Annotated in this window: 32 protein-coding genes; 15 read left to right on the top strand and 17 right to left on the bottom strand. The window is 65.2% G+C overall.

Annotated features, from left to right (window positions below; translation table 11 throughout):
• Positions 1–3: 3 nt before the first annotated feature.
• The 4 genes from flhA to HS053_RS12275 are packed head-to-tail and all read left to right on the top strand — an operon-like array spanning position 4 to position 4,278.
• On the top strand, positions 4–2,079 hold the full coding sequence (gene flhA, locus HS053_RS12260; protein WP_174211541.1) for a flagellar biosynthesis protein FlhA: 2,076 nt from the start codon (positions 4–6) through the stop codon (positions 2,077–2,079).
• A complete protein-coding gene (locus tag HS053_RS12265; RefSeq protein WP_174211542.1) occupies positions 2,076–2,846 on the top strand; it encodes a flagellar biosynthetic protein FliR in 771 nt (256 codons plus the stop codon). The genes flhA and HS053_RS12265 overlap by 4 nt, the downstream gene beginning before the upstream one ends.
• Positions 2,843–3,916, top strand: a complete 1,074-nt coding sequence (locus HS053_RS12270; RefSeq protein ID WP_174211543.1) for an EscU/YscU/HrcU family type III secretion system export apparatus switch protein — start codon at positions 2,843–2,845, stop codon at positions 3,914–3,916. Before HS053_RS12265 ends, HS053_RS12270 begins: the two co-directional genes overlap by 4 nt.
• On the top strand, positions 3,913–4,278 hold the full coding sequence (locus HS053_RS12275) for a hypothetical protein (RefSeq protein WP_174211544.1): 366 nt from the start codon (positions 3,913–3,915) through the stop codon (positions 4,276–4,278). The genes HS053_RS12270 and HS053_RS12275 overlap by 4 nt, the downstream gene beginning before the upstream one ends.
• Here the strand turns inward: HS053_RS12275 and HS053_RS12280 are convergent.
• Genes HS053_RS12280 through HS053_RS12320 form a run of 9 tightly spaced genes read right to left on the bottom strand, consistent with a single transcriptional unit; the run spans position 4,266 to position 8,743 of the window.
• On the bottom strand, positions 4,266–4,760 hold the full coding sequence (locus HS053_RS12280) for a flagellar basal body-associated FliL family protein (RefSeq protein ID WP_174211545.1): 495 nt from the start codon (positions 4,758–4,760) through the stop codon (positions 4,266–4,268). The genes HS053_RS12275 and HS053_RS12280 overlap by 13 nt on opposite strands.
• Positions 4,761–4,766: 6 nt before the next feature.
• A complete protein-coding gene (gene flgH, locus HS053_RS12285) occupies positions 4,767–5,486 on the bottom strand; it encodes a flagellar basal body L-ring protein FlgH (RefSeq protein ID WP_174211546.1) in 720 nt (239 codons plus the stop codon).
• Positions 5,487–5,912 (bottom strand): flagellar basal body P-ring formation chaperone FlgA, encoded by a 426-nt coding sequence (flgA, locus tag HS053_RS12290; protein ID WP_174211547.1) that lies wholly within the window; start codon positions 5,910–5,912, stop codon positions 5,487–5,489. It lies immediately after the preceding gene.
• Complete coding sequence (gene flgG / locus HS053_RS12295; protein ID WP_174211548.1) at positions 5,912–6,697, bottom strand: flagellar basal-body rod protein FlgG; 786 nt, start codon at positions 6,695–6,697, stop codon at positions 5,912–5,914. Before flgG ends, flgA begins: the two co-directional genes overlap by 1 nt.
• 6 nt (positions 6,698–6,703) lie before the next feature.
• Positions 6,704–7,417 carry a flagellar hook-basal body complex protein gene (locus tag HS053_RS12300; RefSeq protein ID WP_174211549.1) on the bottom strand — a complete coding sequence of 238 codons (714 nt, stop codon included), beginning with the start codon at positions 7,415–7,417 and terminating at the stop codon, positions 6,704–6,706.
• Complete coding sequence (locus HS053_RS12305; protein ID WP_174211550.1) at positions 7,417–7,686, bottom strand: flagellar biosynthetic protein FliQ; 270 nt, start codon at positions 7,684–7,686, stop codon at positions 7,417–7,419. Before HS053_RS12305 ends, HS053_RS12300 begins: the two co-directional genes overlap by 1 nt.
• Entirely contained in the window at positions 7,683–7,967 is a 285-nt protein-coding gene (gene fliE, locus HS053_RS12310) for a flagellar hook-basal body complex protein FliE (RefSeq protein WP_174211551.1), read from the bottom strand. The genes HS053_RS12305 and fliE overlap by 4 nt, the downstream gene beginning before the upstream one ends.
• Positions 7,968–7,978: 11 nt before the next feature.
• Positions 7,979–8,359, bottom strand: coding sequence for a flagellar basal body rod protein FlgC (flgC, locus tag HS053_RS12315; RefSeq protein ID WP_174211552.1), 381 nt, complete (start codon positions 8,357–8,359; stop codon positions 7,979–7,981).
• A 9-nt stretch (positions 8,360–8,368) separates the two neighbouring features.
• Positions 8,369–8,743 (bottom strand): FlgB family protein, encoded by a 375-nt coding sequence (locus HS053_RS12320; protein WP_174211553.1) that lies wholly within the window; start codon positions 8,741–8,743, stop codon positions 8,369–8,371.
• 84 nt (positions 8,744–8,827) lie between these two features.
• On the opposite strand from HS053_RS12320, the gene HS053_RS12325 reads away from it, so the two are divergent.
• A complete protein-coding gene (locus tag HS053_RS12325) occupies positions 8,828–10,138 on the top strand; it encodes a FliI/YscN family ATPase (RefSeq protein WP_174211554.1) in 1,311 nt (436 codons plus the stop codon).
• On the opposite strand, the gene HS053_RS12330 is transcribed toward HS053_RS12325, so the two are convergent.
• The 6 genes from HS053_RS12330 to HS053_RS12355 all read right to left on the bottom strand — a co-directional run bounded on the left by HS053_RS12330 (position 10,139) and on the right by HS053_RS12355 (position 13,841).
• A complete protein-coding gene (locus HS053_RS12330; RefSeq protein ID WP_174211555.1) occupies positions 10,139–10,939 on the bottom strand; it encodes a DUF1217 domain-containing protein in 801 nt (266 codons plus the stop codon).
• Complete coding sequence (flbT, locus tag HS053_RS12335) at positions 10,936–11,343, bottom strand: flagellar biosynthesis repressor FlbT (RefSeq protein WP_174211556.1); 408 nt, start codon at positions 11,341–11,343, stop codon at positions 10,936–10,938. Before flbT ends, HS053_RS12330 begins: the two co-directional genes overlap by 4 nt.
• On the bottom strand, positions 11,340–11,735 hold the full coding sequence (gene flaF / locus HS053_RS12340) for a flagellar biosynthesis regulator FlaF (protein WP_174211557.1): 396 nt from the start codon (positions 11,733–11,735) through the stop codon (positions 11,340–11,342). The genes flbT and flaF overlap by 4 nt, the downstream gene beginning before the upstream one ends.
• 68 nt (positions 11,736–11,803) lie before the next feature.
• Entirely contained in the window at positions 11,804–13,021 is a 1,218-nt protein-coding gene (locus HS053_RS12345) for a flagellin N-terminal helical domain-containing protein (RefSeq protein ID WP_174211558.1), read from the bottom strand.
• A 206-nt stretch (positions 13,022–13,227) separates the two neighbouring features.
• Positions 13,228–13,551, bottom strand: a complete 324-nt coding sequence (locus tag HS053_RS12350) for a hypothetical protein (protein WP_174211559.1) — start codon at positions 13,549–13,551, stop codon at positions 13,228–13,230.
• Positions 13,548–13,841: a rod-binding protein gene (locus tag HS053_RS12355; RefSeq protein ID WP_174211560.1), complete on the bottom strand. Its 294-nt coding sequence runs from the start codon at positions 13,839–13,841 to the stop codon at positions 13,548–13,550. The genes HS053_RS12350 and HS053_RS12355 overlap by 4 nt, the downstream gene beginning before the upstream one ends.
• Positions 13,842–14,496: 655 nt before the next feature.
• On the opposite strand from HS053_RS12355, the gene HS053_RS12360 reads away from it, so the two are divergent.
• Positions 14,497–14,880 (top strand): flagellar hook-length control protein FliK, encoded by a 384-nt coding sequence (locus HS053_RS12360; protein WP_174211561.1) that lies wholly within the window; start codon positions 14,497–14,499, stop codon positions 14,878–14,880.
• 11 nt (positions 14,881–14,891) lie between these two features.
• Positions 14,892–15,548 carry a flagellar hook capping FlgD N-terminal domain-containing protein gene (locus tag HS053_RS12365; RefSeq protein ID WP_174211562.1) on the top strand — a complete coding sequence of 219 codons (657 nt, stop codon included), beginning with the start codon at positions 14,892–14,894 and terminating at the stop codon, positions 15,546–15,548.
• Between the two features lie 139 nt (positions 15,549–15,687).
• Here HS053_RS12365 and ubiB read toward each other — a convergent pair whose 3' ends face one another.
• Together ubiB and ubiE are read right to left on the bottom strand one after the other, a co-directional pair.
• On the bottom strand, positions 15,688–17,217 hold the full coding sequence (gene ubiB / locus HS053_RS12370; RefSeq protein WP_174211563.1) for a 2-polyprenylphenol 6-hydroxylase: 1,530 nt from the start codon (positions 17,215–17,217) through the stop codon (positions 15,688–15,690).
• A complete protein-coding gene (gene ubiE / locus HS053_RS12375; protein ID WP_174211564.1) occupies positions 17,217–17,963 on the bottom strand; it encodes a bifunctional demethylmenaquinone methyltransferase/2-methoxy-6-polyprenyl-1,4-benzoquinol methylase UbiE in 747 nt (248 codons plus the stop codon). The genes ubiB and ubiE overlap by 1 nt, the downstream gene beginning before the upstream one ends.
• 75 nt (positions 17,964–18,038) lie before the next feature.
• Here ubiE and mutM point away from each other — a divergent pair, with 75 nt between their 5' ends.
• The 8 genes from mutM to HS053_RS12415 all read left to right on the top strand — a co-directional run bounded on the left by mutM (position 18,039) and on the right by HS053_RS12415 (position 25,496).
• A complete protein-coding gene (mutM, locus tag HS053_RS12380; RefSeq protein ID WP_174211565.1) occupies positions 18,039–18,890 on the top strand; it encodes a bifunctional DNA-formamidopyrimidine glycosylase/DNA-(apurinic or apyrimidinic site) lyase in 852 nt (283 codons plus the stop codon).
• 57 nt (positions 18,891–18,947) lie between these two features.
• The gene (locus tag HS053_RS12385) at positions 18,948–19,724 is read left to right on the top strand and encodes an enoyl-CoA hydratase (protein WP_174211566.1); all 777 of its coding nucleotides are present in this window, start codon (positions 18,948–18,950) and stop codon (positions 19,722–19,724) included.
• A 149-nt stretch (positions 19,725–19,873) separates the two neighbouring features.
• Positions 19,874–20,146: a 30S ribosomal protein S20 gene (gene rpsT / locus HS053_RS12390; protein WP_174211567.1), complete on the top strand. Its 273-nt coding sequence runs from the start codon at positions 19,874–19,876 to the stop codon at positions 20,144–20,146.
• A 529-nt stretch (positions 20,147–20,675) separates the two neighbouring features.
• Complete coding sequence (gene dnaA, locus HS053_RS12395) at positions 20,676–22,040, top strand: chromosomal replication initiator protein DnaA (protein ID WP_241699847.1); 1,365 nt, start codon at positions 20,676–20,678, stop codon at positions 22,038–22,040.
• Between the two features lie 127 nt (positions 22,041–22,167).
• Entirely contained in the window at positions 22,168–23,286 is a 1,119-nt protein-coding gene (gene dnaN / locus HS053_RS12400; RefSeq protein WP_174211569.1) for a DNA polymerase III subunit beta, read from the top strand.
• Positions 23,287–23,350: 64 nt separating this feature from the next.
• Positions 23,351–24,445 carry a DNA replication/repair protein RecF gene (recF, locus tag HS053_RS12405; RefSeq protein ID WP_174211570.1) on the top strand — a complete coding sequence of 365 codons (1,095 nt, stop codon included), beginning with the start codon at positions 23,351–23,353 and terminating at the stop codon, positions 24,443–24,445.
• Positions 24,442–24,879 (top strand): VOC family protein, encoded by a 438-nt coding sequence (locus HS053_RS12410; protein ID WP_174211571.1) that lies wholly within the window; start codon positions 24,442–24,444, stop codon positions 24,877–24,879. Before recF ends, HS053_RS12410 begins: the two co-directional genes overlap by 4 nt.
• Positions 24,876–25,496 carry a LysE family translocator gene (locus HS053_RS12415; RefSeq protein ID WP_174211572.1) on the top strand — a complete coding sequence of 207 codons (621 nt, stop codon included), beginning with the start codon at positions 24,876–24,878 and terminating at the stop codon, positions 25,494–25,496. Before HS053_RS12410 ends, HS053_RS12415 begins: the two co-directional genes overlap by 4 nt.
• The last annotated feature ends 18 nt before the right edge of the window (positions 25,497–25,514 follow it).

A 25,514-nucleotide genomic window follows, 5' to 3' on the forward strand; every position in this document is an offset into this window, starting at 1 on the left:
GCCATGCAGGGGTTTACCGCCGCCACCCTGTTTCGCCCGACGATCCTGCTCGCCCTCGCCCTGATGGCCGTGATCGGGATGATGGTGCTGCCGGTGCCCGCATGGGCGCTGGACCTTGGCCTTGCCCTGTCCTTCGCTCTGGCGATCCTGATGCTGACGGTGACGCTGTTCATCGAACGTCCGCTGGATTTTTCTGCCTTTCCGACCATCCTTCTGGCCTCGCTGATGCTGCGGCTGTCGCTCAACGTGTCCTCGACCAAACTGATCATCGGGCAGGGGCACACAGGCACCGATGCGGCAGGCCATGTCATTGAAGGGTTTGCCGATTTCATCATGGGCGGCAATCTCTTGCTGGGCGTGGTGGTGTTCTGCGTGCTGCTGATCGTCAATTTCGTGGTGATCACCAAGGGCGCGGGCCGCATGGCGGAGGTGGGCGCGCGATTTGCGCTGGACGGGATGCCGGGCAAGCAACTGGCGATCGACGCCGACATGTCGGCGGGCGCCATCAGCCATGCCGAGGCCAAGGCGCGGCGCGAACGCGAACTGGCCGAGACGAATTTTTTCGGCTCGCTCGACGGGGCCTCGAAATTCGTCAAGGGCGATGCGGTTGCCGGCCTGCTCATCACCGCGCTGAACATCGTGATGGGTCTGGTGATGGGGGTCGCCGTCCATGGGATGCCGATTGGTCAAGCCTTTGAAACCTATGCCATTCTGACCGTTGGCGACGGGTTGGTCAGCCAGATTCCCGCCGTGATCATCTCGGTCGCGGCAGCGCTTCTGCTGTCGCGGGGCGGCGGCACAGGGGCAGCGGATGTGTCATTCTTCGCGCAGCTTGGCCGCTATCCGGGCGCGCTCGGAACGGTTGCCGTGCTGATGGCTCTGTTCGCACTGGTGCCCGGGATGCCTTTCCTGCCCTTCATGACGGGCGCGGCGGCCCTGGGCTATCTGGCTTGGCGCGCGGGGCGCCGCGCCGGACAAGGGGCCATCGCCCCAGACGAGACGGCGGCGGAGCCGCCCAAACGCAAGCCCATCGGGGATGTGCTTGATTTCGATGAGATTCATATCGAGTTTGCCCCCAACCTCGTCTCGATGGCACTTGATCCGGCCACCGGGCTTGAAGCGCGGATCACCAATATGCGCAGCCATGTCGCCGCCGCTTTCGGCCTTATCCTGCCCGAGATCCGGCTGACGGATGAGGCTGCGCTGCCTGCCGGAACCTATCGGATCCGGGTGCAGGGGGTTGAGCGGGTGCGCGACCGCCTGATGCCGGACCGCGCGCTTTGCCTTCTGGCCGACGGCATCGAAGCCCCCCCCGGGGAGGATGTGCGCGAGCCGGTCTATGGCGCCCCGGCCCGCTGGATTCGCGCGGATGATCAAGAGCTTGCCGTGCTGCGAGGTCTGACTGTGGTCAGCCCGCCCGAAGTTCTGGCCACCCATCTGCTTGAAATGATCCGCGTCAATCTCTCCCGTCTGCTGAGTCTGCGTGGGTTGCGGCGTCTGTTGGATGAATTCGTCGCAGTTTCGGAACCGACCCGGGCCGAAGCCAACAAGCGCCTGCTGGACGAACTGATTCCCGAGAAGGTGCCGGTTGACATGCTGCTGGCCGTGCTGCGGCTTTTGCTGGAGGAGCGGGTTTCGATCCGCAACCTGCCGCTGATCCTTGAGGCGATTGCCGAAGGCCGTGGTCTGGGCAATCCCGAGGCAGTTTGCGAACATGTTCGGCATCGCCTCGGCTTTCAACTGGTGGCCGAGTTGAAACGCCCCGACGGGACCATTCCCCTGATCCAACTGGCGCCGGAATGGGAAAAGACCTTTGCGCTCTATCAGATCGACGGGGAGCGGGGGACGCGCGACGTCGCCCTGCCGCCCGATCAATTCAGCAAGCTTGCCAATGGTCTGGCTGATCGCCTGAACCGGGCCGCCGAGGGGGGGACGTTTCCGGCGCTGGTCACCTCGACCCTGCGGCGGCGCTTCCTGCGCACGGTTCTGGGCGCCAAGGGGCTGACCGCACCGGTGCTGTCCTATGAAGAGATCGGGCTTGAGGCGCGCCCGGCGATGGTCGGCGTGGTGCCACCGTGAACGAACTCCTCTCGACGCTGCGAGAAGCAACCGGGTTTGGCGCCGAGGCGCTGATCCCGGTCGTGTTGGTGTTCTTGCGGGTCGGGGCGATGATGGCGCTGCTGCCCGCCTTTGGCGAGCATTCGGTGCCCGGGCGGGTGCGACTGGTTCTGACGCTGGCGTTCACGGCCGTCACCGCCCCGGCCATCTGGGACCATCTGCCGACCACACCCGGATTGACCGCCCTGCTGGTCGAGGCCGCCGTTGGCCTGATGCTCGGGGCGGGGTTGCGGCTTTTGGTCATGGCCCTGCAGATGGCCGGAACCATGATCGCGCAGGCCACGTCGCTAGCGCAGATCTTCGGCGGCATGGGAGAGCCGCAGCCGGCCGCCGGCCACCTTCTGACGGCGGCCGGGCTGGCACTGGCGGTAATGGCCGGGCTGCATGTCCGCGTGGCCGAGTTGCTGATCCTGTCTTACAGCCTCTTTCCGCCCGGCGGTCTGCCCGTCGCCGCCGATGTCGCGCGCTGGGGCGTGGCCGAAACCGGCCGCGCCTTTGCCTTGGCTTTCATGCTGGCCGCGCCGTTCACCATCGCGGCCTTGCTCTACAACCTCGCGCTCGGCTTCATCAACCGGGCGATGCCCGCACTGATGGTGTCCTTTGTGGGGGCGCCGGCGCTTTCGGCGGGGGGGCTGGTGCTGCTGGCGCTGGTGGCGCCGATCTTGCTGTCGGTCTGGCAAGAGGCGCTGAACGGCTTTCTCACCGCCCCTTTCACGGTGCCGCCATGAGCGAGGAAGACGACGACAAGCAGCACGAACCCTCTCAGCGCCGCCTCGACGAGGCGCGCAAGCGGGGTGAGGTTCCGCGCTCGGCCGAACTTTCGACGGCTGCGGGCTATGGCGGGCTGCTGCTGGCGCTGACGCTCGCCGGGGTCTGGGCGGTCGAGGGCGTGGGCAGCGCCGGAGCCGTTCTGTTGGGTCAGGCCGACCGGCTTTCGGTCGGGTTTGCCGAGGCGCCCCAAGCACCTTTTGGCGGCGTTCTGAAGGCGATGGGGCTGGCCGTTCTGCCGTTCTTCGCGCTGCCGGCGCTGGCTGTTCTTGGCGCCATTCTGGCCCAGCGCGCCTTGATCTTTGCCCCGGACAAGCTTGCGATGAAATTCAACCGGATTTCGCCCCTTGCCAGTGCCCGGCAGAAATTCGGCCCCGACGGACTGTTCGACTTTGCCAAAAGCGTGCTGAAGATGCTGGTCGTCGGTGCCTTGCTGACCTGGCTTCTGGTCCGGCACGCGTCGGACCTTTTCCTGTCGCCGCATCTGACACCCGCGCAATCGACGGCGCTGATGCTGCAAGTGGTTCTGGGCTTTCTTTTCATCGTCACGCTGTTTTCTGCGGCTGTCGGCGGGCTCGACTATCTCTGGCAGCGCGGGCGTCATCTGCAGCGCAACCGCATGTCGCGCAAGGAAATGATGGATGAGGCCAAGGACAGTGAAGGCGACCCCCATGTAAAGGGGCAGCGACGTCAGAGGGCACAAGAGATTGCAACCAACCGGATGCTGCAGGATGTGGCGACGGCGGATGTGGTGGTGGTGAACCCCACGCATTACGCCGTCGCGCTGAAATGGAAACGCTCGGACCGGCATGCGCCGATCTGTGTCGCCAAAGGGGTGGACGAGCTTGCCGCCCGCATTCGGGAACGTGCGAGCCTGGCCGGGGTGCCGATGCACCGCGATCCGCCCACGGCAAGGGCCCTGCACGCCACGGTGCGCGTCGGTGAGCCGATCCGCCCCGACCACTACCGTGCCGTCGCGGCCTCGATCCGGTTTGCCGAGGCCATGCGCAAGAAAGGAAAGCGTCGATGAGCAAGGAAGATCCGCTGGCACGGCTGGGCACGATCGCCGCCGTTATCCTTGATGGCCGTCTGTCCGAACTGCGCCGTTGTGCGGCGGCACGGGACGAAAGCCTGGCCCAGATTGCCGGCCTGCAATGCGGTCCGGTCACCGCCGGAGATCTCGAAGGGGCCGCGGCCGCGCTGGCCGCCCTAACCTATCAGCGTTGGGCAGATGAACGGCGGCGCACGCTGAACCAGATTCTCGCCCGACAGACCGCGGAATGGATCGACGCGACCGAAGCCGCGCGCAGGGCCTTTGGCCGCGATGAAGCGTTGAAGACCCTTGCCCGCCGCGCCGATCTGACACGACTGGCGCCGGATCAACTGTCCTGACGGGCAATGTCGCTGATCAGCACATCCTGAACCACCTCACCAATGACGCTGCGCGCCTTTTCCAGCAGCGCCTTGCGCAAAAGGATCAGGTTCGATCCATCGGTGAAAGACCCGCGAAAGCCGCCGGCATTGGCATGATCGAACAGCACCTGCAGGAGGGCGTCGCGCAACTTCGGCTCGCGGGAATAGACCTGTTCGGAACTGCCCGTCGCCACCTCGAGACTGAGCGAGACGATCACCATCGAGGCAACCCGCCCGCCCTCCAGCACCGGGATGACGAACTGGTTGTTCATCTTGACATATTCCGGGGGGGTCTCCGCCTCTGCATGGGCCGGTTCGGCCCCGGCGGTTTCGCCATGCGCTGCGGCTTCTGGCGAAGCCGCAGCGGGCTCCTCGCCCGCCGGGCGCAGGAAAAGCCCCGCCGCGCTGCCGATGCCAAGGCCGATGAGGGCAAGAAGAACGGGGATGAGTTTGCGGATCATGGCGCCTCAGAACGGCAAGAGGGCATCGGCGATCTGCTGGCCATAGCGCGGCTGCTGCACATCGGTGATCTGGCCCCGCCCGCCGTAGGAAACCCGGGCGCCGGCGATCTTGTCATAGGTGATCTCATTCTGGCGCGAGATATCGGCTGGGCGGACATAGCCGGTCACGATCAGCTCGCGCAGCTCGAAATTGACCCGCACTTCCTGCTGTCCCTCGATGCGCAACACGCCGTTGGGCAATTCCTCCACCACTGTGGCGGCCACCCGCAGCGTCAGCTTTTCGTTGCGCGAGACATTGCCCGTGCCCTTGTAACTCGACGTGCCGCTGGTATCGACCGCCTCGGCCATGCTGGCCCCCTCGGGCATATCGCCGTCGATCCGCTGCGGAATGCCGAAGAGCGAGGGCGTGCCCATCTTCTCGGACCCGGTGCGACTGCGGCCGGTGGAGTTCTTGATCTCGGCACTGTCGTCGATCTCGATCACCACGGTGAGGATGTCGCCGCGCTGCGCCGCCCGGCGGTCGCCAAAGAGCGATGCCCGGCCCGCCGTCCAGAGCGACGAATCTTCACCGGGGCCGCCTTCGGCCACATCCTCGGGCAGCGGCGTGGAATACATGGCGTGGTGCTGATAGCTGCCTTCCAACGGCGAGAACTCGGGCGCACGGCCCACCTGATCAAGACGACCACAGGCGGCAAGCAGAAAGACGATTGCGAAAAGATTTTTCATTCATGGGCTCTCAGAAGGCGAACCGACGATCACGCTGCCATCTGCGGCGATCTGCCCGGTTACCCTGCTGCGGGAGGTGAGGTTCAGCACCTCGATGATGTCACCCGGGCCGCCGCGGTTCAGCGCGCGGCCCTCGGTCAGAATGGTCAGAGACCCGGCGCGATAGGCCAGCGCCACGACCTGATTGCGCTCTACCACGGCGGCACGACCGAGGTCTGCGGCCCTGATGGCGCGGCCCGGATAAATCGCCACCCGGGTTTCTTGCCCGATGGCCGCCGCCGGATCGCCCAGCGCGCCGGGCAGATCGGCGGCGACAAGAGTGACATCCTCGGCGGCAATCACCGCCTGGGCCGGGATCACCCGCGTCGCCACAAGGCTGTCGGCCAACGCGGGCAACGGCAGCAGGATCAGCGCCAGCCGCCACATCAGCGCAGGCCCGTGGTTGCCGACAGCATCTGATCGGCGGCGGTGATGACCTTGGCGTTCAGCTCATAACCGCGCTGCGCCTTGATCAGTTCGGTCACTTCACGAACCGCATCGACGCTGCTTTCCTCAAGATAGCCCTGACGCAGCACGCCCAGCCCCTCAAGCCCCGGTGTGCCCGTCAGCGGGTTGCCCGAAGCGGGCGTTTCGACGAAGAGGTTCGAGCCGATCGCCTCAAGCCCCTTTTCATTGGCAAAGCCGGTCAGCGTCAGTTGGCCCAGTTGCTGCGGGTCCACCTGATCGGCGAAATAGGCGTAAACCTCGCCATTGGCGTTGATGGAAATCGAATGGGCATCAGACGGAATCGTGATCCCCGGCGCCACCTGATACCCCTCGGACGTCACGATCAGCCCGTCCGCCGTGCGTTGCAGCGCGCCATCGCGGGTATAGGCCGCGCCGCCCGAGGGCAGGGTCACCTCAAGATAGCCCTTGCCCTCGATGGCGACATCCAGATCGCCGTTGGTCTGGGTGGGTGTGCCCTGCGCCAGCACCACCGAAACGGCCGAGGGCCGCACCCCCATGCCCAGTTGCACCCCCGTCGGCAGCACCGAACCATCGGCGGCAGAGATGCTGCCGGGCCGCGCGATCTGGTCGTAATGCAGATCGGCGAAATCGGCGCGGCGGGCGTTGTAGCCGGTGGTGGACATGTTGGCGAGGTTGTTGGACACCACATCCACCCGCATCTGCTGCGCCGCCATGCCCGAGGCGGCAATCTGCAAGGCTTTCATTTTGTTCTACCTTCCCAGAGCCTGAACGACGCCGCGCACCCGCTGATCCTCACGGTCGAGGAAGCCCTGACCAAGTTCGTAGGCGCGTTGCACCTCGATCATGCGGGCCATTTCCGTCACCGGATCGACGTTGCTTTCCTCAAGATGCCGCTGGATCAGCACCGCCCCCTCCGCCGCCGGCTGCAACTCGCCCCCTTCAAAGAGCGTGCCCGCCTGATGGCGCAGCGCCGCCGGATCGGCGGGGGTCCAGAGGCCGATCTGCGCGAAAGGCGCCCCGCCCGCCGAAAGCGTGCCATCCTGCGCCAGCGCAACATCCGTCGCGCCCGGAGGCACGATCACCGGCGCACCGCCGGCATCCAGCAGGCGGTAACCGTCATTGGTCATCAGCTCTCCGTTCGGGCCGGGGGTGAACTGACCCGACCGGGTCAGCCGGTCGCCCGTGGGCGTATCCACCAGAAAGAACCCCTCGCCCCGGATGGCGAAATCAAAAGTGCCGCCGGTCTCGGTCAGGTCGGCCTGGCTCAGGTCCACCAGCCGCGCCGCGCCGCTCGCCATCGAGAGCGAGGGCGCATCGCCCAGGGCGACCACATGTTCGGCGAAGATCACCCCCTCACGCCGGAAACCGGCGGTGGAGATATTGGCAATGTTATTGGCCACCGCCTGCATTTCCCGCATCAGACCAGACTGGCGGGCAAGGGTCACATAGCCGGAACTGTCCATCACGAGCCCCCTGCGATCAGCGGCACCAGCCGGTCAGTGAAAAAACTGACAAGGGTGGCGGTCATGAAGCTCATCGAGACCCAGAAGACGGCGATCATCGCCCCCACCTTGGGCACGAAGGTCAGCGTCATTTCCTGAACCGAGGTCAGGGCCTGAAAAAGGCCGACCAGAACCCCCATCACCAGCGCGACCGCCAGCATCGGGGCCGAGATAAGCACCGCAGCCCAAAGCCCCTGACGCAGCACGTCATAAAGGGTTTCGGCGGTCATACCGGCATCCTCAGGATTTCCTGATAAGCCTCCACCACCTTGTCGCGGACGGTGGCCACGGTTTCGACGGCAAGCTGGCTGTCGGCCAGCGCCTGCACCAGCGCATGGGGATCGGCGCCGCCGGTCATCGCGGCCTTGGCCGTGCGCTCCCCTTCGGTCAGGGTGCTGGCAAAGCTGGCAGCGAAACCGGCAAGAGCCGTCTCGCCGCCATCGGGTTGCGGCAGCACCGCCGGGCGGGCCGCCGCATAGGTCTGGGTTGCAAGGGACGTTCTGACATCCATTCTGGTGTCTCCTATTTACGAAGAAGTTCGAACAGGCCCGCCGTCATCTGCCGCGCCTGATCGAACAGTCGAAGGTTCGCCTCGTAGCTGCGCTGCGCTTCGCGCGCGTCAGCAATTTCGATCACCAGATCGACATTCGAGCCGTCGTGGTGACCTGTTTCATCGGCCAGAGGATGGCCGGGGTCGTAAATGTCCTGCAGCGGGCTCTGATCCAGCCGGACCTTGCCTGCCCTGACCTCACCCGAGCCGACCTCTTCCGCAAAGGAGACCAGCTTGCGGTGATAGCCGGGCGTGTCGGCGTTCGAGATATTTTCGGACACATGGCGCAGCCGCATCGCCTGCGCCTCCATCCCCGAGGCGGAATAGCTGAGAGCCTTGAGAAGATCGCTCATCCCCGCCCCCTATCGGCCAAGGCTGGCGCGGATGATGCCGGAGGTGCTGCGATAGATCGCCAGCGCCATCTCATGCTCCTGCCGGGCGCCGGCGGCCTTGACCATCTCCGCCTCGATCGAGACCGAATTGCCGTTGGGGGAAGCCTGTTCCGCGCTGGCAAAGGCCCGCGCCGCGGCGCCGCCGCCGCCGCCCAGATGCCCCGGCCGCGTGGCGCGCAGGGCCAGTGTGCCGCCCTCATAAACCTGCGCGAAATCGGGGATATCCAGCGCCCGATAGCCGGGCGTGTCGGCATTGGCCACATTCCTTGCGATCAGGCTCATCCTGTCGCCGGCATGGGCTGCCATGGACTGTGCCATGGCGGTGATTTCCAGTTTTCCGAACATCGGGGCTTCTCCCTCGACCGCTTTCACCAAGGCTTAAGGGTGATTCCTTTAGAAACGGTAAGCAGCGAACAAAGGGAGAATCCCATGGCAGATGTTTTTGCGTCGCTCCGCTCGGAAATCGCCCGTATTCCGGTGGCGGCGGCCCTTGGCCGCGTGGTGGCGGTGCGGGGGGGCACCGTGCAGGTTTCGGGCCTGACGCGGCTGGCCTGTCAGGGCGACCGCGTGCAGATCGGCGCCCTGGGCGGCGAGGTTCTGGGGCTGGCGCCCGAGGGGGTGACGGTGCTGACCGATGGCGCACCCGACGGGCTGGCGATCGGCGCCGGCGTCGAACTCTGCGGTGCCACCGGCATCGCGCCGGATGACAGTTGGATCGGCCGCATCGTGGACCCGTTTGGTCGGCCTCTGGACGGGCGGCCCCTCCAGCGCGGCCCTTTGTTGCGCCCGCTGCGGGCCGAGGCGCCCGCCGCCGCCCGCCGCCGCCGGTTGGGCGCGCGTCTGTCAACCGGGGTTGCGGTCTTTGACACGCTCTTGCCGCTGGTGCGGGGGCAGAGGATCGGGCTTTTCGCGGGGTCGGGCGTGGGAAAATCCTCGCTCCTTGCGAAATTCGCCCGCGGGGTCGAGGCGGATGTGGTGGTGATTGCCCTGATCGGCGAGCGGGGACGCGAGCTGCGCGAATTCGCCGAACGGGTTCTGGGGCCAGAGGGCATGGCGCGCTCGGTCATCGTCACCGCCACCTCGGATCAGTCGGCGCTGACGCGGCGGCGCTGCGCCTGGGCGGCGATGGCCGTGGCCGAACACTTCCGTGATCAGGGGCTGCATGTGCTGTTCCTTGCCGATTCGGTCACCCGCTTTGCCGAGGCGCATCGCGAGGTTGCGCTGGCCGCAGGGGAGCCTGCGGCCCTGCGCGGCTATCCCCCGTCGCTGACCCAAGCCATCATGGCACTGGGAGAGCGGGCAGGCCCGGGGCCAGAGGGGGCGGGCGACATCACCGCGGTCTTTTCGGTTCTGGTTGCGGGCTCCGACATGGATGAGCCGGTCGCCGATATCCTGCGCGGCGTGCTGGACGGCCATGTGGTGATGGATCGCAAGATTGCCGAACGCGGGCGCTATCCCGCCATCGACCTCTTGCGCTCGGTCTCGCGCAGCCTGCCGCAAGCGGCGGACGAAGGTGAGAATCTGCTGATCGCCGAGGCGCGGCGGTTGTTGGGTGCCTGGGATCGGGCGGAGCTGATGATTCAGGCCGGACTGTACGCGAAAGGGTCCGATGCGGTGGTGGATGCCGCGATCCGGGTCTTTCCGGCGCTGGATGCCTTTCTGGGCGAGGATGCGCCCGATGGCGGGATTGCAGCCAGTTTCGCCCGCCTCGCCGCAATCCTGCACAATGCGCGGAGCTGATCAGCGGCGGATGTTCTGCAGCAGCGTCAACGCATTCTGGGCGGCACTGGTGCCGCCGCCCAGCGCCGCCACCTCACCCCGGATCAGGAAGCGGCGGAGCAACTTGTCCATCGCATCGGCATTGCCGAGGTCAGAGACCTTGTCGCTGCCCAATTGGCTTTTGGCCTTGGATTTGATCACCGAAAGCTGCTGATCAATATCCAGCGTGCCAAAGGCCGAAGGCAGTCCCAAGGCCGTTTCGAACACCTTGCGCAAAGGCTCGCTGCCCAGAATGCCATACCATTTGGTATTCTCGGAACTGGTCTTGCCCGCCAGATCCTTGAGTTCCCGCTCGGCATTGAGGGCAAGGCGCATGTCGCTGTCCTGCGCGCCCACGGCTGCCTCGAAACTGCGGGCGCGGTAGGCGGTGATGATCTTGTCCGCAAAGTCCGAAATCTGCGTGCTGGGGGTCGAAAAGTTGCCGAAGCCAAAGGTCGATGACAGCTTCTGATAGCTTTTATCCGCCAGTTTGTTGGCCAGTGCATCCCTCTTGAGCGTGCCATCCTCCAGCACTTTGCGGATGAAAAAGCGGTTGGTGATATCAGCTTCAAGGCCAAAGGCGCCGAGCGCCACCTTCAAGAGGCGGCGGTCGGCGACCAGTTGCTCGGCGGTCTTGACCGATCCGATCCTGGCCCGGAAATAGGCTTCATCCGTCTTGATCTCGGGTGAGGCGTTGAAGGCAGCGGTTTGCGCCGGCATCGTGCGCTTGAGCAGCGTCCAGCCGGCATAACCCGAAAGCGGCAATGCCGGTGCAAAGCTCATGCGCGGCCCGCGGCGGCCAGAAGCCGCTCTTCCCGGGGCAAGAGTGCGCGCAGCGCCTTGAGCGCCTGATAATGCTGATCCTCGATCACCGATGCCGTGGCTTGTGTCAAAAGCGCCCGACTGTCGGGATCGGTCAGAACCTGGCTGAGTTGTTCGATCCCGCGCAGAAGCTGCATCCGGGCCAGCCCGATCTCGGCATCGCCCGACAACACCAGTTGCGCGATGTAGCAGACCCGGCGGACGGGGGTGTTCACCTCTTCGGGGTGGATCGCGTCCCGCAGCCGCAGGATATTGGCATTGGGCGTCATGATGGCCAGACGCGAGCGTTTGTCACCGTTCTCCACCACGGCGCCATTGATCAGCACCCGTTCATGGGGTCCGAGTTTAAGGACCAGCCCGCTCATGGCGCACCGCCTTCGCCGCGCAGGCCGCGCATGACGGCGGTATTGATCTCGATCAGAACCTCGGCCGAGGCTTTGCCGCTGCGCACCGCGCGGCTGTGCTGGGCGGTGAATTCGTAAAGGTAGAAAAGCTGCGCCCGCAGTTTCTGCGGCAGACCATTTCCGTCGCCCGAAACATCCGCCGCCAGCGTGGACCAGAGCCGCAGATTGTCGTCCAGCGCGGCCAGAAGCCCGGGCAGGTCGCTCTTGCGGCGGGCCCAGCCCTCGGACAGGCGCTGTGTGATGCGGGCGAGCAATTCGTATTCGATGGCGCGCGGGGTGCGGCCGGGCGCTTCGGGGCGGGCATAGGCGGCACGCGCCGCCGCAAACCGGGCGGTTTGGGGATGTGCAGACACGCGGGGTTCCTCCTGCGGGGGTGGGGTTCAGAAGGGGGGCGGGGGGAGGCTTCCCCCGCCCTGCGATGTCAGCGGAACAGCGACAGGATGTTCTGCGGCGCCTGATTGGCAATCGACAGCGCCTGCGTTGCCAGTTGCTGCTGGACCTGCAGCGCCTGCAACCGGGCCGAGGTTTCTTCCATATCGGCATCCACCATGCTGCCGATCCCCGATTTCAGCGCATCCGACAGGGTCGAGACGAACTTGGCCTGGGTATCCACCCGCGTCTGGGCCGAACCAAAGGCCGAGGCCGCATCGATCGCCGTCTGTTCCAGCCCCTCGATCGCGCCAAGCGCCAGAGCGGCGCCCGATGCGGTCGAAACGTCGATCGTGGCCAGGGCACCCAGCCCGCCCGAGCCGGCGTTGCGATACTGGCCGGAAACCGACAAGTCCTTGGTCCCGTCATTGGTGAACGACAGCGTGCCCGGCGTGCCGGAGTCATAATCCACCGTCAGGCCGGAAATCCCCAGCGAGTCGATGGCGTTCTTCATGCCCACGGCAATCAGGTCGGGCATCGAGTTGGCGCCGCTGTCCACGTCGGAAGAGGTGATCGTGTAAGAGGCGGTCTTGTCCCCGATCCGCATGGTGATCTTGTCCCCGGCGGCCCAGGCATTGGCGCCATCCTGGAACTCGATATCATCGGTGCCGCCGCCCTGATCCAGCGCCAGAACGAAGGTATCGGCATCGGTCGAGATCGTGCCGCCGGTGGACGAGGCAAAGACATCATTGGCCACATAGCCGCCCGTCGAAAGATCCTGCGCGTTGACCGTGATCGACGAGGCCGTCACGCCGGTCGAGCTGCGATCCAGCGAAGCCAGAATATCGACCGAGGTGTTGGAGCCGTTCACAAGGTTCAGCCCGTTATACTGCGCCGCCCCCACGACCGAATTGATCTGGTCGCGCAGCGCGACGATATCGGTCTGGATCTTGCCCCGGTCAACGTTGTCTTCCTGCGCCGCGACGATCTTCTTCTTCATGTCCGACAGAAGATCGGTCACGGTTTCCGATGCCTGCCGCGCCACTTCGACGGTGGACGAGCCGAGCGCCAGGCTGTCAGAGATGCCCTGGAAGCCCTTCACATCCGATTCCATGGTCTTCGAGATGGCCCAGACCGCGGCATTGTCGCGTGCCGTCGCCACCGATTTGCCGGTGGAGATTTCCGACTGGGTCTTGTTGAGGTTGGCGTTGATCGACTTCATGGTCTGAAGGGCAACCATTGCGCTGTTGTTGGTCAGAATGGACGACATGTCCTGCTTCCTGTTCTTGCTGCCGGCACTTCGTGCGGCGGGTTGGACCGGCGGTGGACCGCCGGAAGGTTCGGGCCCTTCGTCCCCTGCCCCGCGTTCCGTTCGGGGCGCCACCCCGTCATGGGATGCAGGGCGATTGAAGCCTGCGAGGTTCTAAGGCTTTCCTAACCGCCAAGACCCGAATGCCTTTCATTTGAGAAAATCTGTCAGAACCGCCGCGCGGGCTGCGGGGCGGTCACGATGTCGGCCGCCTGACCGTTGCGGTCATAGGTGCGCAGGCCAAGCTCCAGCCCCCGCAGTTCCGCCAACCGCCGCCGTCCGGCGCGCAAGCCGCGCAGCGTCGCGTCAAGGCAGGCGGCGTTGCGCTGCGCAAGGGCGGCGACCCTGCGCGCCGCGGCCGGTTCGCGGCGCGCATCAAGGGCCTCCGCCGCGGCTTCGACTGCCGGAGTGAGTGCGGAGAGCGCATTGAAATCGGCGTGGAGTGCCGCCTGATGCAGGTCTTCGAGAAGCGATTCGAGATCGGCCTTCATGTCTGGAACTCGCGGCGCTTGAGGCTGTGAAATATCTGCTCGGCCAGCCCGATGCCGCCATGTTGCACCATTTGCCGGGCCTGCGCGTCGCGCTGGAACGAGGCGAATTGTGTCTCTCCGGCGCCGCCCGAAAAGCTGCCCTCCTGCGCCTCAAGCCCGGCATAGGACAGCATTTCGGCCAGAAAGGCCGCTTCGAGGTCTTGCGCGCGGGAGCGCAATGCCGTGTCGTGCGGTGTTTCGCCGGGGCGGCCCGCCCCCCGCCCCGCAATCTCCAGTGCTGTGATTTCCATTCCGGCCTCCTGACCTGATGATTTTTCCGATCATGGCCGGGCGCGGTAAACAGCCGGTAACTTTCGGCGGCGATAGTCGGGGCCACACGGCAGAAACCGGATGACCATGCTCACAGCCCTCCCCCTTGCGCTGCCCCCCACGGCTGCCCCTGCACCCACTCCGACCGCCGGGGAAGAAGTTGCGACCGAGGGCGGCTTTGCCGCGGAAATGGCAAGAGAGGGCGATCCCCCCCCGGAAGAGGAAGACATCACAGCCATGGCGCTTGCTGCACTGTCCTGGGCACCCCCGCCTGCCGCCTTGACTGCCGCCCCGGTTGAGGGGGGGGCGGTAGAATTGGCAATCACAACAACATCGCCGGCGGTTGCGCCACCTGACCCTTCGCCCCCAGAGGAGGGCGCTCCATCCGAAGGCCCCACCCCGCCCTCTGCCGAGGCGGCGGTGCGGATGCAGATGGCGGATGAGGCCGGAGACAGCACTGACGCGGGTGAAGAGGGAAAAGCAGAAGCGGCACCGAAAGAGACGCCGCGTCCTGCGCCCTCTGTCCCGCCCCTTCTGACCGCCGATACCGCGCCCGCCGCTCAGTCGCCGGTCCCGCTGCCAGCGCCCGCTGCCGCCCATTCCGTCACACATCCCCATGCCGACCCGCCCCCTGCCATGTCCCGTCAGATCACCGAAGGGCTGTCTGCGGCGCTGGCTGACCCTGCGGCGGGTGACCGGATCGAACTTGTCCTGCGCCCCGAAGAGCTGGGCCGTGTCCGGTTCGAGTTGCGCGGAGAGGGGGACCGGCTGATGGTCACGCTCACCGCGGATCGGCCCGAAACCATGGACCTGCTGCGCCGCCATCTGCCCGACCTACTGGCCGAGCTTGAGCAGGCGGGCTACGGCGGCGCCAGTCTCGACTTCGGCCAGCCGGGGCATTCCGGCAATCCGGCCGCGTCAGAGGCCGCAGATACGGTCCACGACACCGCTGATCTTCCAACACCTTTGCCGCCGCAGCCGGGCCTGACGGGCAGCGGCGGCCTTGATCTTCGCTTCTAGAAAGGACGTCCATGGTCACCTCGGTCACCGATACCACCTCTGTCCCCGGCAGGACGACCACCGGCACCGCGACGGTCGTCGGCGGCGATTTCGACACGTTCCTCAAGCTCCTGACAACGCAGATGCAGAATCAGGATCCGCTGAACCCCATCGATTCCACCGATTACGCCACACAACTGGCCACGTTTTCAGGGGTGGAACAGCAGACCCGGACCAATCAGCTTCTGGAAAGCCTTTCGGGGCAGATGAGCCTGATTGGCATGTCGCAGCTTGCCGCATGGGTCGGGCAAGAGGCGCGGACCGATGCCCCGGTCTGGATGGACGGCGATCCGGTCACGGTGCAGGCCGAACCGCGGGCAAGCGCCGACCGGGTGGTGCTGGTGGTCAAGGATGCGCAGGGTGTCATCGTGGCCCGCGACGAGATTGACCCCGCCGGAGGGGAATTCCAGTGGATCGGCACCGATGCCACCGGCGCGGCCCTGCCCGACGGGGTCTATAGCCTGTCTGTGGAAAGCTGGCGCGACGATCAGGTTCTGGGCAGCGACCCGGTGCAATCCTATGGCCGCATCCTTGAGGCGCGCAACGGCACCGCCGGAACCACGCTGGTGCTGGAAGGGGGCGTCGAAGTGGCCAGCGACCGGATCAGCGCGCTGCGTGTGCCGTTCTAGACCGCGTCAGGTTGCATTCCGCGCGCAAGAATCGGAAACTGTCAGCAATCGTGAAAGCCCGGAACTGACTGGCACTCTGCCATCTCCCGGGGCGCTGCCCCGGACCCCGGGATATTTGGGCCAAGATGAAAGCAGCGGCTTAGAGCCCGTGGCCCAGCCATATCCCCATCGCAAAGAGCAGCGCCGCGCCGAAAGCAAGGGCCAGACGCCGCGGCGCGGGGTTGGGGGCAAGGGGTTTGGGCTGTTCTGCCTGCGCAATCAGCAGCGCCTCAACGAGACGCGGCAGGCGGGGGCCGAAACGGCCCAGCACCCGCGCCGTCTGTGCCAGATCGCGCAACAGCGACAGGGGCCCCAGATTGCGGGTGATATAGCTTTCCACAACCGGGCGGGCGACCTGCCAGATGTTGATATGCGGGTCCAGACTGCGCGCCACGCCTTCAACCACCACCATGGTGCGCTGCAACAGGATCAGTTCGGTGCGCGTCTGCATCCCGAAATGCTCGGTCACTTCAAAAAGGAAGGACAAGAGCCGCGCCATCGAGACACGGGAGGCATCCATGCCGAAAATCGGTTCGCCCACCGCGCGCAGGGCGCGGGCAAATTCGTCGATGTCGCGGTCGGGCGGCACATAGCCCGCTTCAAAATGCACCTCGGCGACGCGGCGATAGTCGCGCTTGATGAAGCCATAAAGGATCTCGGCATAGACGCGGCGGGTATATTCGTCGATCCGCCCCATGATGCCGAAGTCATAGGCGATCAGGTCGCCATTGGCCGCCACCTTGAGATTGCCTTGGTGCATGTCGCCGTGAAACAGCCCGTCGCGCAGCGCATGGGACAGGAAAAGCTGCAAGACCCGGGCAGCCAGTGCCACCCGGTCATGGCCCGCAGCATCCAGCGCGGCATTGTCGGCCAGCGAAATCCCTTCGGCCCAGCCAAGTGTCATCACGGCGCGGGCCGACAGCGGCCAGACCGGGGCTGGCACCTGAAAACCTTTATCAGATGCCGTATTGGCCGCAAATTCCGAAGCTGCGGCGGCTTCGAGCCGCAGATCCAACTCTCCCAACACCACGCCCTCGAAATGCGCAATCACATCCACGGGGCGCAGGCGGCGCGAGAAGGGGGCAATGAATTCAATGGTGCGGGCAGCGAAGTAAAAGGCGTCGATGTCGCGGCGAAAGGCGCGTTCGATCCCGGGGCGCAGCACCTTGACCGCCACGTCAGCCCCGGTTTCAGCCACCTGCGCGCGGTGAACCTGCGCGATAGAGGCAGCGGCCACGGGTTCGGAGAATGCGCTGAAAAGGGTTTCCACCGGGGCTCCCAATTCGGCCTCGATCCGCGTGCGGGCCTCGTCCATGGCAAAGGGCGGCAGCTTGTCTTGCAGATAGCGCAACTGGTCGGCCAATTCGGGCGTGACGATATCGGGCCGGGTCGAAAGGATCTGGCCGAACTTGATATAGGCGGGACCAAGTGCGGTCAGCGCCCGGGTCAAGGGGGGCAGGTCGGGATCGCCCTTCAGCCCCAACGCCTTGAACGGCCAGCCCAGAAGCCGCGCGGCAAAGCGCAGCCGGGGCGGGGCATTCATTGCCGCCAGAACAACGGCCATCGCCCCGGTGCGTTCAAACGTGGCGCCGGTGCGGATCAGCCGCCAGATGTTGTGCGGCCCGCGCATCAGATCTTCCAGCCGGAATGCAGCGCGGCGATGCCCAGCGTCAGGTTGCGGTATTTCACCTGACCGAAGCCCGCCTGCCGGATCATGCCGGCAAAAACCTCTTGCTCGGGGAATTTGCGGATCGATTCGACAAGGTATTGATAGCTGTCCCGGTCGCCCGCCACGATCTGTCCCATCACCGGGATGATATTGAAGGAATAGAGGTCATAGGCCTTTTGCAGCATCTCGTTCGGAATCTGGCTGAACTCCAGCACCATGAGCCGTCCACCGGGACGCAGCACGCGGTGGGCCTCACGCAGAGCATCAGGAATGCGGGTGACGTTCCGAATGCCGAAGGAAATCGTGTAAACGTCGAACGTATTGTCGGCAAAGGGCAGCGCCATCGCATCGCCCACCACCCAATCAAGGCTTTCGGCCATCTTGCCGGCTTCGGCGCGTTGACGCCCCTCGACCAGCATCGATTCGGTCATGTCCAGAACGGTCGCCGTCGCCCCCGGCGCGCGGCCGAGGAAGCGGAAAGAGACATCGCCCGTGCCTCCGGCCACATCGAGGAGCTTTTGCCCCGGGCGCGGCGCGAGCCAATCCATCATCGCATCTTTCCAGACGCGGTGGATACCCATCGACATCAGGTCATTCATCACATCGTATTTCGAGGCGACGCGGGTAAAGACGCCATGCACCATCCCGGCCTTGTCGGCCTCTGGCACGGTCTGAAAGCCGAAATGGGTGGTGCTGTCATCGGTCATTTGGGCTTGCCGTCCTTCGCTGTTGGCCACCTTATAGGGCGCTGCCCCCCCCACCTCAACCTGCGTCCCTGTCACATGCCCGAACTGCCCGAAGTCGAGACCGTCCGCATGGGGCTTTTGCCCGTGATGGAGGGGCGCGTGATCGAAACTGCGCAGGTGAACCGCGAGGGGTTGCGCTGGCCCTTCCCGCCGCAGATGGCGCAACGGCTGACTGGGGCAAGGGTGCTGGGGCTGCGGCGGCGTTCGAAATATATTCTGGGCGATCTGGATACCGGCGAGACGCTGCTGATCCATCTGGGCATGTCGGGGCGGATGCTGATTTCCGGGGCGATGCTGGGCGCGTTTCACCACGACCACCCGGCGCCGCAGAAGCATGACCATGTGGTGCTGATGATGGAGGGCGGGGCGCGGGTGACCTTCAACGACGCCCGCCGATTTGGCGCGATGGACCTGATGGCAACCGGAGCAGCCGAGGCGCATCCGCTGCTTGCACCGCTGGGGCCGGAGCCTTTGGGCAACGGCTTTTCCGAAAGCTATCTGGCCGGGCGTCTGGCGGGCAAGGCAACGCCGGTCAAATCGGCGCTGCTGGATCAGCATATCGTCGCCGGTCTGGGCAATATCTATGTCTGTGAGGTGCTGCACCGCGCCGGAATCAGCCCGCTGCGCCTTGCCCGTGACCTTACGTCACAAGAGGCGGCGCGGCTGGTTCCCCTGATCCGCGAAGTTCTGGCCGAGGCGATTGCGGCGGGGGGTTCGTCCTTGCGCGATTACCGGCAGGCAGATGGGGAACTGGGCTATTTTCAGCACAATTTCCGGGTTTACGACCGGGAGGGCGCGCCCTGCCCCACGCCCGGCTGTCCCGGCACAATCCTGCGCACGGTGCAGGCGGGGCGCTCATCCTTCCATTGCCCCGACTGCCAGAGGTGACTTGATAACGCCCGCGTTACTGCTAGGAGTCCGGCCAAAACCAAGGGAGCCACTGCCATGGCCTATGAGACGCTGATCGTCGAGATCGAGGATTATACCTGCCTGATCCGGCTGAACCGCCCCGAGGCGATGAACGCCCTGAACGCACGCCTGATGCAGGAACTGGCCGATGCCGTCAGCGCCGCCGACCGCAATGACAAGGTGCGCTGCATCGTTCTGACCGGCTCGGACAAGGCTTTTGCCGCCGGGGCGGATGTCAAGGAAATGGCGGCGAAATCCTATGCGGATGTGATGTTCGAAGACCTCTTCGGCGCCGAGGCCGAGGCGATTGCGCGGGTGCGCAAGCCGATGATCGCGGCGGTTGCGGGCTATTGCCTGGGCGGCGGCTGCGAGCTTGCCATGATGTGCGATTTCATCATTGCCGCCGATACCGCCAAATTCGGCCAGCCCGAAATCAATCTGGGCATCGTGGCCGGTATGGGCGGCACACAGCGGCTGACCCGGCTGGTGGGCAAGGCCAAGGCGATGGACATGAACCTGACCGGACGTTTCATGGATGCCGCCGAGGCAGAGCGTTCGGGGCTGGCCAGCCGCGTGGTGCCGGCCGCCACACTGAAGGACGAGGCGCTGAAATGCGCGGCCAAGATCGCCGAAAAGTCGGCCATCACCGCGATGGCCGTCAAAGAATCGGTCAACCGCGCCTATGAGACCACGCTGCGCGAGGGCCTGTTGTTTGAACGGCGCAGCTTTCATGCGATGTTCGCCACCGCCGATCAGAAGGAAGGCATGGCCGCCTTCATCGAAAAGCGCCAGCCGCAGTTCCGCGACCGCTGATTCCCTGTTCCCTTTCGCCGGAAACTCCCCTATAGGCCGCCCCACATGCGCGTGGGCCCGCTTAGGCAAGATGATTCCCGTTCCCGAAACGGGGCCTTTGGGTTTTCGTGCGACCATATGCAACTGCAGACCCTAGGAACCACAGCCCCATGGCAAATACCGCCCAGTCCAAGAAACGCGCCCGTCAGTCCGAAGCCCGCTATGCGGTGAACAAGGCCCGCCGTTCGCGCATCCGCACCTTCCTGCGCAAGGTTGAAGAAGCGCTGGCCAGCGGCGATGCCGCCGTCGCCGCCGAGGCGCTGAAGGCTGCCCAGCCGGAACTGGCCCGTGGCGTGACCAAGGGCGTGCTGCACGCCAACACCGTTTCGCGCAAGATTTCGCGTCTGAACTCCCGTGTGAAGACCCTCGCCGTCAAGGTCTGAGGTCTCGCGCACCGATTGCAAAGGGCGCTGCCTGTGGGCGGCGCCCTTTGTCATTTCCGCCCCGCACCAAGGGGTGCCGTTGCCGATTTGCACGGGCTTCGGGATTCGCTGGGTCAAACATCTGTCAAGCGCATAGTTCGGTTGCGGAGGCTTGGCGCGGCTTGCTAGCGTCTTCTTGCGATTCACTTCGTCCTGGGGGACATGACGCGATCGCAAGCTGGAGGAGATGTGGAGCGGGCGCTGCCAATTGCCTGAAACCCACAGAATTCGTGCTTGAGATCAAAGCGTTAAGCAAGGCACGCCACAAGCGCACCTGCTTGGCGATGTAAAGGTGGCACCGGCCCTGGCCAGGTGGTCTTTTGCGTTGCCTGTTCCACGGCCTGCCCAATCGGCCCCTGTCCGCCGCGTTTCGGCCGGGCAGCGGCTTGTCCGGGCAGCCACCCCAGAGAGGCGTTTCGCAGCGGGAACGACAATCAAAATCAAGGCGCTGCCGCAGATGCGGAAGGTGTCTGGGGACGGAATGAAAAAAATGACCAACGACGCCTGGGGCAGGGTGCGCGAGCAGTTGATCACTCAGATCGGCCGCAACAACTACACCACCTGGATCGAACCGATCCGGCTGGCCACACTGGAAGAAGAGGTCGCCCGATTCGAGGTGCCCACCAGCTTTTTCGGCGATTGGGTCTCGCGCAATTTTGCCGAGCATATCCTGCATCACCTGAAGCAGGGCGGCAATGCCGTCGCCCGGGTCGAGTTCTTCGTGCCCGCCCGCCCGATGACTGCGGCCAATGATGCACCGCGCAAGGCGCCCGCGCCCCGCGCCCTGCGCGCCCGTGCCGTCGCCGACGAAGATCTGCCGGGCGCCACGCTGGATGCCCGCTTTACCTTTGACAGTTTCGTGGTTGGTAAGCCGAACGAGCTGGCCCATGCCGCCGCCCGCCGGGTGGCCGAGGGCGGGCCGGTTACCTTCAACCCGCTGTTCCTTTATGGCGGTGTCGGCCTTGGCAAGACCCACCTGATGCACGCCATCGCGCATGAATTGCAGGCGCAACAGCCGCAGCTTCGCGTGCTGTATCTTTCCGCCGAACAGTTCATGTATCGCTTCGTGCAAGCGTTGCGCGACAAGCAGATCATGGATTTCAAAGAGCTTTTCCGCTCGGTCGATGTGCTGATGGTCGATGATGTGCAGTTCATCGCCGGCAAGGATTCCACCCAAGAGGAATTCTTCCACACTTTCAACGCGCTGATCGACCAGAACAAGCAGATCGTCATTTCCGCCGACCGCGCCCCGGGCGAGATCAAGGATCTTGAGGATCGTATCAAGTCCCGCCTGCAATGCGGGCTGGTGGTGGACCTGCATCCGACCGATTATGAGTTGCGCCTTGGCATCCTGCAACAAAAGGTCGAATTCTATCGCAGTCAATACAAGGGGTTGCAGCTTGCCCCCGGCGTGCTGGAGTTTCTCGCGCACCGCATCACCACCAATGTCCGCGTTCTGGAAGGGGCGCTGACCCGGCTTTTCGCGTTCGCTTCGCTGGTGGGCCGCGAGATCAGTCTGGAACTGACGCAGGATTGCCTTGCCGATATCCTGCGCGCCTCGGACCGTAAGCTGACCATCGAAGAAATCCAGCGCAAGGTGGCCGAGCATTATAACATCCGCCTGTCCGACATGATCGGGCCAAAACGGCTGCGCAACATCGCCCGGCCCCGGCAGGTGGCGATGTATCTGGCCAAGCAACTGACCCCGCGTAGCCTGCCGGAAATCGGCCGCCGCTTTGGCGGGCGCGATCACACCACGATCATGCATGGCGTGCGCAAGATCGAAGAGCTGATGGCCACCGACAGCCAGTTGACTGACGACCTGCAGCTTCTGCGCCGTCTGCTTCAGGGCTGATTCACAGCAGATTGGGCGGCTTGACGGGATTGTGAAAGCCCCGCAATGTCGCCCGGACAGTTGGAACCGGCGGCAGCCGGATTGATCGGTGTCCGCTGGTGACGCGGCCCGGCATGGGGATGGAACGATGAAGCTCTCGATCGAACGCGGAACGCTGCTCAAGGCGCTGGCACAGGCGCAATCGGTTGTCGAACGCCGCAACACCATTCCGATTCTGGCCAATGTGCTGATCGAGGCCGAGGGCAATCAGGTCAGCTTCCGCGCCACCGATCTGGACATCGAGGTGGTGGACCGCGCGCCTGCCATGGTGGAACGGTCGGGCGCCACCACGGTTTCCGCCGTGATGCTGCATGAAATCGTGCGCAAGCTGCCCGATGGCGCGCTGGTGAACCTGACCGAGGATGCCGCCTCGGGCCGGCTGACGATTGCCGCCGGGCGCTCGACCTTCTCGCTGGCGACGCTGCCCAAGGAAGATTTCCCGGTGATGGCGACATCGGAATATTCGTCGAATTTCTCTGCCCCGGCCAAGGTGCTGCGGCGGCTGTTCGACAAGGCGAAATTTGCCATTTCGACCGAAGAAACGCGTTATTATCTGAACGGCGTCTATATGCACACCGCCACGGGCGAAGACGGGCCGACGCTGCGCTGCGTGGCGACCGACGGCCACCGGCTGGCGCGGATCGACGCGCCCCTGCCCGAAGGGGCCGCCGGGATGCCCGGGGTGATCGTGCCGCGCAAGACGGTGAACGAATTGCGCAAGCTGCTGGATGATGACGAGGCGACGATTGCCGTGTCGGTCAGTGAAACCAAGGTGCGCTTTGCGACGCCGCTGATCACCCTGACCTCAAAAGTGATCGACGGCACCTTCCCCGATTACACCCGCGTCATTCCGATGAACAACACCCGCCGGCTTGAGGTGGATGCCAGCGAATTTGCCAAGGCTGTGGACCGGGTGGCAACCGTGTCTTCCGAGCGGTCGCGTGCGGTGAAACTCAGCCTGGACGAAGACCGGCTGATCCTCTCGGTCAACGCCCCCGATTCGGGCGCCGCGGAAGAGGAACTGGCCGTTGCCTATGGCGACGAGCGGCTGGAGATCGGCTTTAACGCCAAGTATTTGCTGGAAATCGCCAGCCAGGTGGACCGCGAGAATGCGGTGTTCCTGTTCAACTCTTCCGGCGATCCGACCCTGATGCGCGAGGGCAACGACACCTCGGCGGTCTATGTCGTGATGCCGATGCGCGTCTGATCGGCGGCCGGGGGCCAGCCCCCGGACCCCCGGGATATTTTTGCCACGATGAAAGGGCCGGGACGTGAGCGGGCTTGCCATCACCTCGCTGTCCCTGTCGCATTTCCGCAGCCACCGCGCGACGCGGCTGACCTTCGATGGGCGGCCAGTGGCGATTGTCGGGCCGAACGGGGCGGGTAAGACCAATATTCTTGAGGCGGTTTCGCTCTTGTCGCCCGGGCGGGGGTTACGGCGGGCGGCGGGGGATGAGTTGGCGCGGAGGCCAGAAGCCCTAGGCTGGCGGATCACGGCTGCCGTGCGCGGGCTGGCCGCCGACCATGACATCGAAACCGGCGCAGAAGGGGCCGAAGCGCGGCATCTGCGGATCGACGGCAAGGCAGCGGCACAACTGGCACTGGGGCGTATCCTGCGGGTGCTGTGGCTGGTGCCTGCGATGGACAGGCTGTGGATCGAGGCCGCCGAGGGGCGGCGGCGGTTTCTGGACCGTCTTACACTGTCGTTCTTTCCCGATCATGCCGAGGCGGTGCTGGCCTATGACAAGGCCATGCGCGAGCGGAACCGGCTGCTGAAAGAGGGGGTTTCCGATGCCCGCTGGTATGGCGCGCTGGAAGGGCAGATGGCCGAGGCGGCGGTCAGCCTGATGGCTAATCGGGCTTTGGCGCTGGCACGTCTGGCCGCAGCGCAGGAAGGGGCGGAAACCGCCTTTCCCCGCGCCGACCTGTCGCTGACCGCGCCCGAGGGTGAGGCCGAGGCCGGGGCGTTGCCTGCCCTTTGGGCCGAGGGGCGGCGGCGCGACATGGCGGCGGGGCGTACGCTGATCGGGCCGCACCGCACCGATCTGGCGGCGGTCTATGCCGCCAAGTCCACCCCCGCCGCCCAATGTTCGACCGGCGAGCAGAAGGCGCTGCTGATCAGCCTGATCCTTGCCAATGCCCGCGCGCTGGCCGCCGATCTGGGCCGCGCGCCGGTTCTTTTGCTGGATGAGGTGGCGGCGCATCTCGACAGCGCCCGGCGCGCCGCCCTTTATGACGAGATCTGCGCCTTGGGGGCGCAGGCGCTGATGACCGGAACCGAGGCGGCGCTGTTCGATCCTTTGGGAGATCGGGCACAAACCCTTCATATCCATGATGAAAACGGACAATCGAGGATCGAGCCATGACAGCGCAGCGCGTCACCCTGATCACCCTTGGCGTGAAGGATCTTTCCGCCGCCCGCGGCTTTTATGCTGCGCTCGGCTGGCGTGAACATGGCGAAAGCCAGCCCGGGGTGGCGTTCTACCAGATGCATGGCGCGGCACTTGCGCTGTTCGGGCGCGACGATCTTGCCGCCGATCAGGGGCGCCCGGGCGCGGCCCTTGGCACCGGCGCGATGACATTGGCGCAGAATTTCACCACCGAGGCAGAGGTGGACGCGGCCTATGCCGCCGCCCTCGCTGCCGGGGCAACACCGCTGAAAGCACCCGAAAAGGTGTTCTGGGGCGGCTATTCCGGCTATTGGGCCGACCCGGACGGCCATGTCTGGGAGGTGGCGATGAACCCGTTCTGGCCTTTGGCCGCAGATGGCAGCCTGACCCTGCCCGGAGGGCCGGCATGACCATAACGCTGACACAACTCGGGCTTTATGCCCTTGGCATGGCCGGTCTTTGGGCGGTTCCCGGGCCGGTCTGGGTCGCCCTGATGGCGCGGGCGCTGTCGGGTGGCTTTGCTGCGGCCTGGCCTTTGGCGATCGGCGTGGCGATGGGCGACATGATCTGGCCGCTGACCGCGATCCTTGGCCTGAGCTGGATCGAAAGCGCCTGGGGCGATGTGCTGTCCTTGCTGCGCTGGGTGGCGGCGGTGGTGTTCCTGTTCATGGGGGTCATGCTGATCCGCAAGCCCGCCGCAGCGCCCAATGCCGACAGCCGCCTGACCCGCCCCGGCGTCTGGGCGGGGTTGAGCGTGGGCTTTGCCGTGGTGATCGGCAATCCCAAAGCGATCCTGTTCTACATGGGCGCCCTGCCCGGCTTTTTCACATTGGGCAGCCTGACCACGCTGGACATCGTGGCGATTCTGGCGGTTTCCATGGCGGTGCCGACCCTGGGCAATCTGGGGCTGGCGCTGTTTCTGGACCGCGCCCGGCAGCTTCTGTCCAGCCCGCAGGCCATCCGGCGGCTGAATGTCACTTCGGGATGTCTGCTGATCGGGGTCGGGCTGGTCATCCCGCTGCTTTGACCGCAACATCTGGGGGGT

Source organism: Tabrizicola fusiformis, assembly GCF_013328815.1.
Taxonomy (GTDB): domain Bacteria; phylum Pseudomonadota; class Alphaproteobacteria; order Rhodobacterales; family Rhodobacteraceae; genus Fuscibacter.

Excerpts from the sequence above, each read along its gene's own strand:
- flhA (WP_174211541.1), top strand. The coding sequence starts at position 4 with ATGCAGGGGTTTACCGCCGCCACCCTGTTTCGCCCGACGATCCTGCTC.
- HS053_RS12270 (WP_174211543.1), top strand. The coding sequence starts at position 2,843 with ATGAGCGAGGAAGACGACGACAAGCAGCACGAACCCTCTCAGCGCCGC.
- HS053_RS12275 (WP_174211544.1), top strand. The coding sequence starts at position 3,913 with ATGAGCAAGGAAGATCCGCTGGCACGGCTGGGCACGATCGCCGCCGTT.
- HS053_RS12280 (WP_174211545.1), bottom strand. The coding sequence starts at position 4,760 with ATGATCCGCAAACTCATCCCCGTTCTTCTTGCCCTCATCGGCCTTGGC.
- flgH (WP_174211546.1), bottom strand. The coding sequence starts at position 5,486 with ATGAAAAATCTTTTCGCAATCGTCTTTCTGCTTGCCGCCTGTGGTCGT.
- flgA (WP_174211547.1), bottom strand. The coding sequence starts at position 5,912 with ATGTGGCGGCTGGCGCTGATCCTGCTGCCGTTGCCCGCGTTGGCCGAC.
- flgG (WP_174211548.1), bottom strand. The coding sequence starts at position 6,697 with ATGAAAGCCTTGCAGATTGCCGCCTCGGGCATGGCGGCGCAGCAGATG.
- HS053_RS12300 (WP_174211549.1), bottom strand. The coding sequence starts at position 7,417 with ATGGACAGTTCCGGCTATGTGACCCTTGCCCGCCAGTCTGGTCTGATG.
- HS053_RS12305 (WP_174211550.1), bottom strand. The coding sequence starts at position 7,686 with ATGACCGCCGAAACCCTTTATGACGTGCTGCGTCAGGGGCTTTGGGCT.
- fliE (WP_174211551.1), bottom strand. The coding sequence starts at position 7,967 with ATGGATGTCAGAACGTCCCTTGCAACCCAGACCTATGCGGCGGCCCGC.
- flgC (WP_174211552.1), bottom strand. The coding sequence starts at position 8,359 with ATGAGCGATCTTCTCAAGGCTCTCAGCTATTCCGCCTCGGGGATGGAG.
- HS053_RS12320 (WP_174211553.1), bottom strand. The coding sequence starts at position 8,743 with ATGTTCGGAAAACTGGAAATCACCGCCATGGCACAGTCCATGGCAGCC.
- HS053_RS12325 (WP_174211554.1), top strand. The coding sequence starts at position 8,828 with ATGGCAGATGTTTTTGCGTCGCTCCGCTCGGAAATCGCCCGTATTCCG.
- HS053_RS12330 (WP_174211555.1), bottom strand. The coding sequence starts at position 10,939 with ATGAGCTTTGCACCGGCATTGCCGCTTTCGGGTTATGCCGGCTGGACG.
- flbT (WP_174211556.1), bottom strand. The coding sequence starts at position 11,343 with ATGAGCGGGCTGGTCCTTAAACTCGGACCCCATGAACGGGTGCTGATC.
- HS053_RS12345 (WP_174211558.1), bottom strand. The coding sequence starts at position 13,021 with ATGTCGTCCATTCTGACCAACAACAGCGCAATGGTTGCCCTTCAGACC.
- HS053_RS12350 (WP_174211559.1), bottom strand. The coding sequence starts at position 13,551 with ATGAAGGCCGATCTCGAATCGCTTCTCGAAGACCTGCATCAGGCGGCA.
- HS053_RS12355 (WP_174211560.1), bottom strand. The coding sequence starts at position 13,841 with ATGGAAATCACAGCACTGGAGATTGCGGGGCGGGGGGCGGGCCGCCCC.
- HS053_RS12360 (WP_174211561.1), top strand. The coding sequence starts at position 14,497 with ATGTCCCGTCAGATCACCGAAGGGCTGTCTGCGGCGCTGGCTGACCCT.
- HS053_RS12365 (WP_174211562.1), top strand. The coding sequence starts at position 14,892 with ATGGTCACCTCGGTCACCGATACCACCTCTGTCCCCGGCAGGACGACC.
- ubiB (WP_174211563.1), bottom strand. The coding sequence starts at position 17,217 with ATGCGCGGGCCGCACAACATCTGGCGGCTGATCCGCACCGGCGCCACG.
- ubiE (WP_174211564.1), bottom strand. The coding sequence starts at position 17,963 with ATGACCGATGACAGCACCACCCATTTCGGCTTTCAGACCGTGCCAGAG.
- mutM (WP_174211565.1), top strand. The coding sequence starts at position 18,039 with ATGCCCGAACTGCCCGAAGTCGAGACCGTCCGCATGGGGCTTTTGCCC.
- HS053_RS12385 (WP_174211566.1), top strand. The coding sequence starts at position 18,948 with ATGGCCTATGAGACGCTGATCGTCGAGATCGAGGATTATACCTGCCTG.
- rpsT (WP_174211567.1), top strand. The coding sequence starts at position 19,874 with ATGGCAAATACCGCCCAGTCCAAGAAACGCGCCCGTCAGTCCGAAGCC.
- dnaA (WP_241699847.1), top strand. The coding sequence starts at position 20,676 with ATGACCAACGACGCCTGGGGCAGGGTGCGCGAGCAGTTGATCACTCAG.
- dnaN (WP_174211569.1), top strand. The coding sequence starts at position 22,168 with ATGAAGCTCTCGATCGAACGCGGAACGCTGCTCAAGGCGCTGGCACAG.
- HS053_RS12410 (WP_174211571.1), top strand. The coding sequence starts at position 24,442 with ATGACAGCGCAGCGCGTCACCCTGATCACCCTTGGCGTGAAGGATCTT.
- HS053_RS12415 (WP_174211572.1), top strand. The coding sequence starts at position 24,876 with ATGACCATAACGCTGACACAACTCGGGCTTTATGCCCTTGGCATGGCC.